Below are 11,982 nucleotides of genomic sequence, written 5' to 3'. Positions count from 1 at the left end.
GCCAGGCCGGGTCCTTCCACCGCGGGCTGCGGACCGTGGCGCTGGACGGCACGCATCTGCACGTGCCCGACGACGAGCAGGTCACCTGGCGTTACCCGAAGCGCGTCGGCGAGTTGCTGGAGTTCGGTTACCCGCTGCTACGCCTGCTCGTGGTGGCCGAGTGCGGCACCCGGGCCGTACTCGCCGCCTGCTTCGGCCCCGAGGACGAGGGTGAACTTCCCTACGCGCGCCGCCTGCTGAGCTGCCTGGATGCCTCGATGCTGCTGCTCGGCGACGCCGCCTTCGACGCCGTGGAGTTCCTGCGCGAAGTGACCGCGACCGGCGCACAGTTCCTCGTGCGCTCCTCCGCCCGGCGCCGCCCGACCATCCAGCGCCGCCTGCCCGGCGGCTCCTACCTGGCCCGCCTGGCCGCCCCCTACCGGGCCGGGAGCGGCTATGGCGTGCTGCCGGTGCGCGTGATCGAGGCGTGGTGTCGACGACGGCGTAATTCCCCAGGGGCTGTGTTCACGTAATTCCCCAGCCCCTGGGGCTGACGGAGGCTACTTGGTCGGGGGTTCGGTGGGGCTCTTCGGTCGCTTGTTGGGGCGGTAGCTGGGGCCGTTCATGATGACTGTGCGACATCCCGTGAGTTCTCCTGAGTCCCGCTGAGTGACCGGGGCCGTGGCCAGGGGCTTCTTCCTCCTTCGAGTGCCCCGCTGGGCTGTGACGTAACTTCGGGATTCCTGAAGCGTTCTCAGCTCGTGCGACCGATCTGCGGTCCGGTCGAAGGCGAGGAGGCGCGAGTTGGCGGTGCTGGCGGTGGTGCGGGACCTGCGCGAGTACCGGGATCCGGTCTCGGCGGAGGAGCTGGAGCGGTTCGAGACCGACGTGCTGGCCGGCTTCGTGCTCGCACGGGCATCGGCGGGGCTGACGGACGGCACGATCCGCGGGGACGTCGGGCACCTGGAGCAGGTGCGGACCTGGTTCGGCCGGCCACTGTGGGACTTGGAGCCGGCCGACGCGGACGCGTACTTCGGGCGGGTGCTGCGGGGCTCGCCCAGCGGCACCCGCCTGGCCCGTTCCCAGGCCCTGAGCACGTACTTCCTGTTCCTGGAGCTGCGGCACAAGGTTGAGATCCACCGGATGACCGGCCGGGTCGTCGAGTGCCCGATCGACGAGATGAACCGCCCCCGCGGCTCGAAGGACGCCCAGCTGCGGATCCCGCCGACCGCCCCGGAGGTCGGCCGGCTGTTCACCGGCTGGGGCGGCGAGCTGGCGACCTGCCGCAAGTTCGCCCCAACCGCCAGGAACTATGCTGCCGCGAAGCTGATGTCCCAGGTCGGCCTGCGGGTGAGCGAGGCGTGCGGGCTCGACCTCACCGACATCAAGTGGCACCTGGGCCGGTTTGGCAAGCTCCACGTCCGCCTCGGCAAGGGCGCCCGCGGCTCGGGGCCGCGCGAGCGGATGGTGCCGCTGATCAACGGCGCGGACCGGACACTGCGGTGGTTCATCGAGGACGTCTGGGGCCAGTTCGACGACGACCACACCCGCCCCGGCACCCCGCTGTTCCCCTCCGAGCGCAAGAACGCCGACGGGTCCTCGCGCCGGGTCGGCGACGACGCCCTGCGGAACGGCCTGGCTGCTGCGGTCGTGGCTCATCTTCCGGGCTGGACAGAGAAGTTGACCCCGCACGTCCTGCGGCACTTCTGCGCATCCGAGCTCTATGCGGGCGGCCTGGACCTGGTCGCAATTCAGGAGGTTTTGGGACATTCCTGGATCGCCACGACGATGCGGTACGTCCACGTCCAGCAGACCAGGGTGGAAGATGCCTGGCTTGCCGGGCAGCAGCGCGCCGCGAAGCGGCTGGAAGGACTCATGGGATGAAGTGGAACCTACGGCTGACCGCCGCCAACAAGGGCGTCTGGAAGGCGTCCGAGCTGCAGCGGAGCCTTGCCGAGCACGGCCTGGTCATCTCGGCCGGGAAGATGTCCGGCCTGTGGTCCGGCCAGCCGGTCTCCCTGAAGCTGGAGGACCTGGACGTCATCTGCGTCGTGCTCGGATGCGAGATCGGTGACCTGCTGATTCCCGAGCCGCAGAAGGTCTCCCGCCCTGGCCAGGCCAACGAGACGGAGAAGATCGCGGTCGGCGCCGCGGCTACCCCGCCGACGGTGGTCCCCAAGCGCCGGGACGGCCGCTCGCTGCCGCCGGAGTGACCCGGTGGCCCGCTTCCCGAAGGGGTACGTCAAGCCGACCGACTCCTGCGACAGCTGCCTGGCCTGGGGGAACTTCAGCGGTCGCCGCTGTCCGACGTGCTACATGTTCAGCCGGAGCCACGACGAGGCCCCCTGTGTCGGCTGCCGTCGCGTCCAGCCGACGAAGTGGAGCTACTGCCGACTGTGCTGGTGCGAGGCCCGCCTCGGCGCCAAGAGCGCAGACAGCCGGCCTCTGGGTGAGACGGACGTGAGGTCGCGGCTCGGCGCTGTCCGGCACCACCAGCTCTTCTTCGTCGGCATGCACTACCGGAGGAGGTCGACGCCTCCTCCGCCACGACCCCGAGGCCGGCGGGGAGCCCCGCGCAAGCCGCCGCCCCCGCCGGCCTGGCGCCCGGATCCCGGCTGGAGGCAGCTACCGCTCTTCGACCAGGTCCCACGCGACTACAGCCGCCTCGACCCGGCCGACGCTGATCTGACCAGCCCGTGGCTGGCCTGGGCGAAATACCTGGCCCATCAGCTGGCCGAGGCTCGCGGCTGGGGACGCAACATCCGCTTCGCCGTCAACCGCGGCCTGGCCTTCGTGCTCACCGGCTACGTCGAAGGCGACGTCATCCGCCACACGGAGATCTTCGCTCCCTTGAGGTCCCTCGATCTGAGCGTCGGCCACATCGTCACCGTTCTAGAAGAGATGGGCATCTTCGAGGACGACAGCCAGCCCTCCTTCGAACGATGGCTCGCCGAGCGGCTGGCGGGCCTCGCACCCGGCATCCGCTCGGAGGCCGAACGCTGGACCCGCGTCCTGCACGAGGGCGGCCCGCGCAGCCTGCCTCGCCGAGAGGGAACGGTCTGGCTCTACCTCAACGGAGTCCGCCCGGCCCTGCTGGAGTGGTCGGACCGTTACGACCACCTACGGGAAGTGACCCGCGACGACGTCCTCACCTGCCTCAAGGCTCTGCACGGGCGCCACCGCCACAGCCAACTCGTTGCCCTGCGTTCGCTGTTCGGCTGGGCCAAGCGGAACGGGCTCGTCTTCCGCAACCCCACCAGCCGGATCAAGGTCGGGCAGTACGAGTACGCCGTGCTGCAGCCACTCGTCCCAGAACAGGTCGCCCGGGCCGTCGCGGCGGCCACGACCCCGGCGACACGACTCATCCTCGCCTGCGCCGCGGTCCACGCCGCCCGGGTCGCCCAGATCGGCGCCCTCATGCTCGATGACGTCGACATCGGCAACCGGCGGCTGACCATCGCCGGCCGCGTTCGCCCCCTGGACGACCTGACCCTGAAGCTGCTGCTGGACTGGCTGGAGCACCGGCGCACCCGCTGGAACACGGCGAACCTCCACCTGCTGATCAACAACCAGACCGCGAACAGGACCATTCGGTCCAGCAACCACTGGATCAGCGCCGCGATGCGCGGACAGGCCGCAACGCTGGAGCGACTCCGCGTCGACCGACAGCTCGAAGAGGCCATGGTCCATGGCCCCGACCCGCTCCACCTCGCCGAGGTCTTCGGCCTCGATGAGAAGACCGCCATGCGTTACGCGGACTCCGCGCGGGCGCTGTTGGAGCAGGCCGCTGAACGGTCACTTCCGTGAATCCCGCTCGACTGGGATTACGTCATTGCGAGGATGAGCAGGCCGTCACGATCGATTCAGCAGCCGGGTCCGATTGGCGCAGACGATGTGAGGGCGAGCGCGGCGATCCGCAACTCGGCAGCCCACGTCTGCTGGTCAAGTCCCAGGGTGTACTCAAGGCAGCACACGCATTGCGGGATCAGCCGCAAGAATGATCGCTCCTCCTCGGTCTCGACCTCCGTCTCCCAGCAGTCGTCCGTCGCCAGGTCGGCGAGGGCAACTTCTCCATCAACGAGCCTCGCCGCGAGCCGGCGCAAGGCGTGGCGCCGCGCCAGCCCGGGATCGGGCAATTTGATCCCGGACTCGGAGAGTGCTTGCTCGAACGCGATGCGGATATCGTGGGCGTCCGCGTTGCGCGGCCAACTGGCAAGCTCACACAGCGTCGGGGTGTCCAGCCCGGCCGCGAGTGCCTCAGCAGCGATCATCGGCAGATCCTCCGGGCGGATCTCGTCCGCCCGATAGCGGCAGGCCACCTCAGCCAGAGTCATGAGGCCGCTCTGCGTTGGGGTATCCGGCTCCGGTGTCGTTCCTGCTGGTTTCATGACTCTTACGATGCCAGCACCGTTCCCAAGAAGGCTGCCCGGGGGCGCTCTGCTCGGCGCCCACCGGCGTGTTCGCCTGAACCCGAAGGCCGACCCCGCGAGAACACAACAGTCCGCCCTCGGGTTCCCGCTGAGATCCCTTCAGTTTGCGTGAACCCACGGGCCTCCTCGGCCTCGGGGAACATCGGTACAGCGGTTATCGGTGAGAACGATCTTGGTCAGGATGTGAGGGTGCTGACCCGGTTCTCGTACTCGCGGCGGGCCTTGCGCTGTGCCGGGACTGCGGGGATGCCCTGGCCGCCGTCGAGCGGCTGGCAGCGGGCGAGGAGCTGACGGTGCACGGCGGGAACGGCGCTGACGCGCAGGGTGTAGCCCTGGCCGCGCCGTACGGCCACCCCCTGGTCGAGCGCGGCTCGCTCGGCGGGCTCGAGCTCGGTGGTGCGGAGGTAGTCGGCGACCTTGCCCGGCATGTCTAGGGTGACCGGCTCCTCCGAGGCCGGCGCGTCCTCCTCTGGGGCTGTGTGGTTGGGCAGGAGGTCGGCGACGGCGGTGCGGATCGCGCCGCGGCTGACCCGGTGGTCGCGGGCGAGTGCAGCGATCGAGCGGCCTTCCAGGTACGCAGCGCGCACGTCATCGGCCTTCGAGGCCGCCACTGCCGGGCGGCGTCCGCCTTTGCTGCCCTTGGCCTCGACCGCCCGCAGTCCGTCGTAGGTCAGCTCGCGCTGGAGGTCGCGCTGGAGTTCGCCGGCGGCGGCGAGGGTCTGCACCATGAACTTCACGGTGGACAGCAGTTCTCCGGTGCGCGGGTGGCGGGCGGTGAGGTCCATCGCGGAGAACGCGCCGTCGTGGATGCGCAGCGCGAGGTGGTCGCGGTGGAGGACGTCGAGCACGTCGAGGATGTGCCCGGTGCCGCGCACGAGACGGAACATCTCGGAGATGTGCACGGTGTCGCCTGGCCGCGCGTAGGTGAGCAGTTCGCGGAACTTCGGGCGCTGGAGGGGGTGGAGGCGGCTGGAGGTGCCCGGGGGCTCCTCGGGGGTGGCGCGGTCCTGGTTCGGGCCCTGGCGGAACCGGAGCACGTGATCTTGGTGCTACTTCCGCTGGATCAGCGACCGCTGTTAGCGTGCCATCCATGATCAAGGGCAACTTAGCGGGTCGAATAGGCCGGATGGCGGGGGACAGTAGGCCGGAGCGCGTGCTGGTCGCCGCCAGTTTCGTCAACCGAGTCGGCAATGGTCTGTTCAACGCGGCGTCAGCGCTCTATTTCACCTTGGTCGTGGGCCTGCCTGCGGTGCAGGTCGGTGCCGCGCTCACCATCGCCGGAGTGATCGGTCTGTGCGCGGGGATACCGGGCGGGCATCTCGCAGATCGGCGAGGGGCTCGCACGATCATGATGTTGGCCCTCGCGGTCCAGGCCGTGTCGATGGCGGCCCTCGTCCTCGTCGAGAGCTGGGCCGCGCTCACGATCATCGCGACGGTCGACCAGATCGCCGCAGCGGCTGGTGGGGCGGCGTGGGGCGCGCTGGTGGTCCGGGTCGGGGGTGAGCGCCCGGCCCTGTTCCGTGCCAAGCTGCGCACGTTCGTCAACCTGGGCGTCGTCCTGGGAACGGTGGGTGCGGGGCTGGCGCTGGCCGCGAACACCCGCGGCGCCTATGTCACGCTGATCCTCGGCAACGCGGTGAGCTTCGCCCTGTGCGCGGTGCTTCTGCTCCTGCTGCCCCGCTATCCGGTACTGGCAGCACCACCGCAACGGCGGCGCTGGCCCGTCCTCGCGGATCGTCCCTTCCTCGCGTTCACCGCCCTCTACGGGGCCATGGGACTGCAGTACCCGGTGGTCTCACTACTCCTGCCGATCTGGATCTCCGAGCACACCGAGGCGCCGCGCTGGACGGTGGCCGCGCTGTTCGCCGTCAACTCCCTGTTCTGCGTGCTGATGCAGACCAGGATCGGCTCGCGTATCGAGACCCCGCACGATGGCGGCCTGGCGTTTCGCACGGCGGGGCTGCTCTTCCTCGTCAGCTGCCCGATGATGGCACTGGCGGCGTACACCCCTGTCTGGGCGGCGGCGGGACTGGTCCTGGCCGCGATCTTCGTCCACAGTCTGGGAGAGGTTTGGGAGTCATCGGCGGCCTTCGCCCTGGGCTTCGGTCTTGCTCCCGACCACGCACAGGGCCAGTACCAAGGTGTCTTCGGTCTCGGCTTCAGCGCGGGCCAGGCTCTTGCCCCCGCGATCCTCACCACGGTGGTACTCGGCCTCGGCACGACAGGCTGGCTGCTGCTGGCGGTGTTCTTCGCGGCACTGGGCGCTGTCGGTCCATCTCTTGCCCGCTGGGGCATGCGGACCCGGCCGCAACCAGGTGTTGCTGCGGAAGTGACGGGATGACCGCGAGTTAGTTTGGTGGGGGCTGGTCTCGGTCGAGCCCGGACGAGAGGACCCGACACCAAATGACCGCTGTCAACGCAATCCGATCAGCCGGGCGACCATGCCCTCCAATCCGCCACGGAGGCCGCCCTGTGGACCGCACCGACCCCGCTCGCCACGGTCCTGGACGAGATGGCCGCTGAGCACCGCCGCAGCGCGCGGATGCGTTCGCTCGGGGGTGGGTGCCGGATCGACCCGGCGCGGTGACGGGCCACCCGGTTTCGTCTGCTGCGGCTGCGGGGGCAGGGTACCGGGCCTTCCCGGCCATCCATGAGCCCGGCTCATCGATCCATGAGCTATTCGATCTTGTTCGGCCCTTCCGCCGGCTGGTGGGCTGGTCACATGACGAATGCGGAAACCCTCGCGCTCCCGGCCGGCTCACCCCCTGCCCACCGCTGGTCACCGGTCCTCGCGGTCGCCCTGGCCACCTTCGCCGTGGTGTCCTCGGAGATGATGCCGGTCGGCCTGCTCACTCCCATGTCCCACAGCCTCGGCGTCTCGGACGGCACCACCGGTCTCTCCCTCACCATCACCGGCCTCATCGCCGCCGTGCTCTCGCCTCTCACCCCGGTACTCGTCGGGCTACGCGACCGCAGGGCCGTCCTGATCGCCTCCGTGCTGCTGCTCGGCCTCGCCAACGCGGTCACCGCCCTCGCCCCGGACTTCGCGGTCCTGGCCGTCGGCCGGATCCTGCTCGGCGCCGCGATGGGCATCGTCTGGGGCCTGGCCGCGAGCCTCGGGCCCCGCCTGGCCGACGGTCCGAAGATCGCCCTGGCCATGACACTGATCTTCTCCGGCGTCTCCATCGCCTCGGTCCTGGGCGTCCCACTGGGCACCTACCTCGCCGCCCTGCTCGACTGGCGCGCCGTGTTCTGGGCGCTCGCCCTGCTCGGCGCCGTCTGCGCCGCCGTCCTCGGCGCCACCCTGCCCGCGCTGCCGGTCACCGAGCGCGGGCGCCTCGCCGGCCTCACCGACGCCCTGCGCAACCGGGGCGTCGCCGCCGGGACCGCCGTCACCGCCCTCGTCGTGCTCGGCCACTTCGCCGGCTACACCTACGTCCGCCCGGTCCTCGAAACCGACGCGGGCCTGAGCAGCGGGGCCGTCGCCACCTGCCTGCTGGTGTACGGACTGGCCGGAGTCGTCGGCAACTTCACCCTCGGCCCGCTCTCCGGCCGCCGGCCCAGGACCGCCGTCGCGATCGCCCTTTCCGGCGTCACCCTGGCCGTCCTGCTGTTGCCGCTCGCCACCGGCGGCGTCGTCGCGGTACTGCTCACCCTGGTCGTCTGGGGCGCCTCGTACGGCGGGGTCTCCGTCTCCACCCAGACCTGGGTCCGCACCGCCGACCCGACCCGGATCGAGGCCTCGGCGGCCGTCTGGGCGGGCGTGTTCAACGCGAGCATCGCACTGGGTTCCCTCGCCGGTGGGCAGATCGTCGACCGGGCCGGGAATCACGCCGTCCTGGTCACGGCGGCAGGGCTGACGGCCGCCGGACTGCTGGTCACCGCGCTCACCCGCCCGGGTGGCGGTTCCGTCAGCTGACCCTTGCCCGCAGCAGCCCGACGAACGGGCCCGCCAGCGGGTGCGGCCGACGCTCGCTCTGCACCACCTGCAGCGCGGTCGGATCCAGCCCCTGCACCGGCAGGTAGCGGATGTCCGGACGCTGGACGTACCGCGTGCTGCCCTCGCACAGCAACAGCCCCCGGCGGGTGCTGGCCACCATCGTGAGTCCCTCCTGAACGGTGGCCGCACTCGCCGGGTAGGCCAGTTCCCGCCCGCTCGCCGTCCGCCGCGGGGCGTTGGCGAGCCGCCAGTACTCGGGCGCCGGACCGCGCGGCTCGATCAGCGGCAGCGCGGCCAGCTCCTCCGCGGACACACCGACCTCCCCGGCCGGGCGGCGCGCGGCGGCCACCGCCACGAACACCGGCTGCCGGGAGAACTCCAGCAGCACCTCCAACCCCGGCTCCCGGCACGGGGCGAGCACGATCGCCAGATCGACCTCCGCCCGGCCGAGGTGCGAGAACGGATCCCCCCAGGGCAACTCCACCAGCTGCGCCACCCCCTCCGGCAGCCGCCCGATCGCCCGCGCCACCGGCTCGTACACCGCGCACTGGAAGCCGAGGCGCAACGGCCGGTCGGCAGCCGCGGCGCGCGACCGGGCGTCCTCGTACCCTGCCCGCAGCCGCTCGAACGCGGGCACCACCTGCTCCGCCAGCCCGCGTCCCAGCCCGGTCAACTCCACCCGCCGACTGGTCCGTTCGAACACCGGCGCCCCGATGCGGCCCTCCAGCCGCTTGATCAGCTGGGATATCCGGCCCTGCGAGACACCGAGCACCTCCGCCGTCCGCCCGAAGTGCAACTGGTGCACGAGGACGGAGAAGCACTCCAGCTCCTGCAGCGGCAGCTCCGGCAGCACCGGCTCGGGCCCCGGGGTCGTCCGTTCCACCCTGGCAGTCTATGCGGGGCGACGCGGTCCCCCTGACGCCCCGAACCGCACCGCCTGGTCCCGCCCGGCTGCCGCCCGCCCCCGCTCGACTCGCGTTGCTCACGTGTCTTGTAAGCCGGCCGTCCTCGGCGCGCTGGGCGTCCTCAAGGTCGCCACGGCCGATCAGCTCCAGCGCCTGCTGCGCCCGGGGGCGGTGTCGAACAAGGCGGTCCGGCAGGCGCTCGGTGACCTCGGGCTGCACGGCCTGGTTGCCTCGGACGGCAACACCCGGGACCGGCGCAAGACCTGGCGGTTGGAAGGCGCCGCCGGGCTGGACGCGGCCGCCGCCGTGCTCGGGATGGTCCGCTCGGAGATGGGCGGCACCGCCCGGGGCGCCAGCCGCTCCGGCGCCCAGCACGCGATGGCGGTCAACGAGACGATCGCCGCGTTCGTCCTCGGCGGCAGCGCGCCGGGGGCTGCGGGCGGGGTGGGTACGGTGCGGTCCTGGTCGACGGAGACTGAGTTCCTGCTGCCGGGCGGGAAGCGGCAGGTGCGTCCGGACGGCGTGTGGCAGGCCTCGGAGATCGGGTGCCGGTGCTGATGGTCGAGGTCGACCGCTCGACCATGGCCCCGGCCGAGGTCGCCGCGAAGTTCCCCCGGGACCGCGAGCTGTCTCGTATCCCGAATCTGGGATATTCTCCTGGATGTGAGAGATTCGGAACTGTCCCCCGAGGACCTGCGACTCGCCGCCCGCCTGGCCGCGCTCCGCGCCGAGCACGGCTGGTCCCTCGACGACCTCGCCGCTCGCAGCGGCGTCAGCCGCTCCACGCTCTCGCGCCTGGAACGCGCCGAGATCAGCCCTACCGCCGCCCAGCTCGGCCGGCTCTGCTCCGCCTACGGCCGCACCATGTCCCGCCTGCTCGCCGAGGTCGAGGCCGAACCGCCCCAGCTGCTCCGCGCCCCGGACCAGCCGGTCTGGCGCGACCCGGCATCCGGCTTCGTCCGCCGCTCCGTCTCCCCGCCGCACGCGGGCCTGCGCGGCGAACTGATCGAGGGCACCCTGCACCCCGGCGCCGCCATCGACTACGACGCCCCGCCCGTCCCCGGTATCGAACAGCACCTGTGGGTCCTGGACGGCACCCTGGAACTCACCGTCCGCGGTGAGACCCACCAGCTGGCCACCGGCGACTGCCTGCGTTTCCGGCTCTGGGGCCGGTCCCGCTTCCACTGCCCGGGCCCGCGGCCGGTCCGCTACGCCCTCGCCGTCGTCCTGCCGTGACGGCCGTGACCGCCTCGACCGCCGGGACTGCCCGGACCGCTGTGACAACCGTGACCGCCTCGACCGCCGCGCCCCAGGGGGTACCCGCCATGACCGAGATCGTCCGCCTCGCCGCCGCCGACCTGACGGCCGACCAGGACGGGCTCGCCGACCTGCTGCTCGACGCCGTCGCCGACGGCGCGTCGATCGGCTTCCTCGACGGCCTCGACCGCACCGAGGCCGCCCGCTGGTGGCTCCAGTACGAGGACGCACTGGCCGCCGGACACCGCCTCGGCTGGATCGCCCGCGACCCCGGCGGCCGGATCGTCGGCACCGTCAGCCTGGTCCTCGGCGACAAGGACAACGGCCGTCACCGCGCCGAGGTCGTCAAACTGATGGTCCACCGCGACGCCCGCGGCCAGGGCCTCGCCCGTCGTCTCCTCGACACCGCCGAACGCGCCGCCGCCGCGGCCTCCGCCACCCTGCTGCTGCTCGACACGCGCACCGACAGCCCCGCCGAACGGCTCTACCACTCGGCCGGCTGGACTCCGTACGGGCTCGTCCCCGGCTACGCCGCGGACCCCGACGGCACCCTCGCCTCCTGCACCTTCTTCTACAAAACCCTCGCCTGACCCACTCGGCGGCCGGCCTGGACCGGTTGGAGTGCCCGGGGTGCGTGCAGGACCGTGCCGCGAAGGACTTGGGCCTGCTGGTGCTGCCGGTCCCGACGAAGCGGGAGCTGGTGGCCGCGTTGAGGTGCGGGTTCTGCACGCGAGGCTCTACCCGGCCGGGGACCGCTGGGTGTGACCTGTTGGGTTACCGGCAGAGTTCGAAGATGATGTCGTCGAAGTCGGGGAACTCCTGGCCCGCGTGCTCGATGAGGGCCTCGGCCGGGCGCTGGCGGTCGGGGGCGAAGCGTTCCGCGACGGCGATCCGTTCCGGGCTGGGGTGTGGGGTCCGGTCGAGGTGGTAGTCGGTGGTCGCCTCGCAGGGGCCGAACCCGGCGGCGAGTACCCAGAGGAAGTCGGCCAGGTCGGCCGCGACGACGCCGGTCTCGCCCTCGGATCCCATGAAGACGACCGGCTGGTCGGTGAGCGGGCGGTCGGGGCGGGCCAGCCAGAACGCCGCGTACCCGCCGGCGCCGTTCTGCCCGAACACCCGGAAGTTGTCGCTAGTCGCCTCGTCGTTGCCGGTCCAGAGGCGGAGCCAGTCAGTGGTGTCCTCGGCGCAGAGGAAGGCGTCGAAGGGCTCGAAGTCGATGCCCTCGCCGCCGTCGTAGTCGAACGGCGCCGCCAGCGCGGCGGCCAGTGCGGTGGGGAACTGTCGATCATCGGTAGCTGTCACGCGGAGAACCTACCGGGGCCGCGTCGGTGGGGGGTCGTAGGGTTCGGTGGGTGACGACCTCCGATGCGTTTACCGGCCTGCCGGTGCCTGATGTTCTGCCCGATCCGTGGGTGGTGGTGCGGGAGACCGACTGGTTGTCTCTGGACACCGGGTTCGGGACGGGTGAGGA

The 11,982-nt window shown here is 71.3% G+C and carries 13 protein-coding genes; 9 read left to right on the top strand and 4 right to left on the bottom strand.

Features of this window, described 5'->3' with window-relative positions; all coding sequences use genetic code 11:
• The 4 genes from ACFVWU_RS42385 to ACFVWU_RS42370 form a co-directional block, all read left to right on the top strand.
• On the top strand, nt 1-512 hold a 512-nt coding region (locus tag ACFVWU_RS42385; RefSeq protein ID WP_387631512.1), incomplete at its 5' end, for a transposase.
• 277 nt (nt 513-789) lie between these two features.
• Nucleotides 790-1,863 (top strand): tyrosine-type recombinase/integrase, encoded by a 1,074-nt coding sequence (locus ACFVWU_RS42380; protein WP_387631514.1) that lies wholly within the window; start codon nt 790-792, stop codon nt 1,861-1,863.
• Nucleotides 1,860-2,192 (top strand): helix-turn-helix domain-containing protein, encoded by a 333-nt coding sequence (locus tag ACFVWU_RS42375; protein ID WP_387631509.1) that lies wholly within the window; start codon nt 1,860-1,862, stop codon nt 2,190-2,192. The genes ACFVWU_RS42380 and ACFVWU_RS42375 overlap by 4 nt, the downstream gene beginning before the upstream one ends.
• 4 nt (nt 2,193-2,196) lie before the next feature.
• Nucleotides 2,197-3,786, top strand: a complete 1,590-nt coding sequence (locus ACFVWU_RS42370) for a hypothetical protein (RefSeq protein WP_387631507.1) — start codon at nt 2,197-2,199, stop codon at nt 3,784-3,786.
• Between the two features lie 56 nt (nt 3,787-3,842).
• Here the strand turns inward: ACFVWU_RS42370 and ACFVWU_RS42365 are convergent, their stop codons facing one another.
• Entirely contained in the window at nt 3,843-4,367 is a 525-nt protein-coding gene (locus ACFVWU_RS42365) for a hypothetical protein (protein WP_387631505.1), read from the bottom strand.
• A 218-nt stretch (nt 4,368-4,585) separates the two neighbouring features.
• Complete coding sequence (locus ACFVWU_RS42360; protein WP_387631502.1) at nt 4,586-5,446, bottom strand: recombinase family protein; 861 nt, start codon at nt 5,444-5,446, stop codon at nt 4,586-4,588.
• A 53-nt stretch (nt 5,447-5,499) separates the two neighbouring features.
• On the opposite strand from ACFVWU_RS42360, the gene ACFVWU_RS42355 reads away from it, so the two are divergent.
• Together ACFVWU_RS42355 and ACFVWU_RS42350 are read left to right on the top strand one after the other, a co-directional pair.
• Nucleotides 5,500-6,750: an MFS transporter gene (locus ACFVWU_RS42355; protein WP_387631500.1), complete on the top strand. Its 1,251-nt coding sequence runs from the start codon at nt 5,500-5,502 to the stop codon at nt 6,748-6,750.
• Nucleotides 6,751-7,131: 381 nt separating this feature from the next.
• Complete coding sequence (locus ACFVWU_RS42350) at nt 7,132-8,328, top strand: MFS transporter (RefSeq protein ID WP_387631499.1); 1,197 nt, start codon at nt 7,132-7,134, stop codon at nt 8,326-8,328.
• Here the strand turns inward: ACFVWU_RS42350 and ACFVWU_RS42345 are convergent.
• Nucleotides 8,321-9,232, bottom strand: coding sequence for a LysR family transcriptional regulator (locus ACFVWU_RS42345; protein ID WP_387631496.1), 912 nt, complete (start codon nt 9,230-9,232; stop codon nt 8,321-8,323). The two genes, ACFVWU_RS42350 and ACFVWU_RS42345, sit on opposite strands and share 8 nt — an antisense overlap.
• A gap of 103 nt (nt 9,233-9,335) precedes the next feature.
• Here ACFVWU_RS42345 and ACFVWU_RS42340 point away from each other — a divergent pair, with 103 nt between their 5' ends.
• The 3 genes from ACFVWU_RS42340 (at nt 9,336) to ACFVWU_RS42330 (ending at nt 11,101) form a co-directional block, all read left to right on the top strand.
• Nucleotides 9,336-9,812, top strand: a complete 477-nt coding sequence (locus ACFVWU_RS42340; protein ID WP_387631493.1) for a replication-relaxation family protein — start codon at nt 9,336-9,338, stop codon at nt 9,810-9,812.
• A gap of 105 nt (nt 9,813-9,917) precedes the next feature.
• Nucleotides 9,918-10,490: a helix-turn-helix domain-containing protein gene (locus ACFVWU_RS42335; RefSeq protein ID WP_387631492.1), complete on the top strand. Its 573-nt coding sequence runs from the start codon at nt 9,918-9,920 to the stop codon at nt 10,488-10,490.
• Nucleotides 10,491-10,579: 89 nt separating this feature from the next.
• Nucleotides 10,580-11,101, top strand: coding sequence for a GNAT family N-acetyltransferase (locus tag ACFVWU_RS42330; RefSeq protein ID WP_387631490.1), 522 nt, complete (start codon nt 10,580-10,582; stop codon nt 11,099-11,101).
• A 184-nt stretch (nt 11,102-11,285) separates the two neighbouring features.
• On the opposite strand, the gene ACFVWU_RS42325 is transcribed toward ACFVWU_RS42330, so the two are convergent.
• On the bottom strand, nt 11,286-11,813 hold the full coding sequence (locus ACFVWU_RS42325) for an SMI1/KNR4 family protein (RefSeq protein WP_387631487.1): 528 nt from the start codon (nt 11,811-11,813) through the stop codon (nt 11,286-11,288).
• Between the last annotated feature and the right edge of the window lie 169 nt (nt 11,814-11,982).

Source organism: Kitasatospora sp. NPDC058190 (assembly GCF_042883685.1).
Classification (GTDB): domain Bacteria; phylum Actinomycetota; class Actinomycetes; order Streptomycetales; family Streptomycetaceae; genus Kitasatospora.
This window is presented reverse-complemented; position numbering and strand designations above follow the sequence as displayed.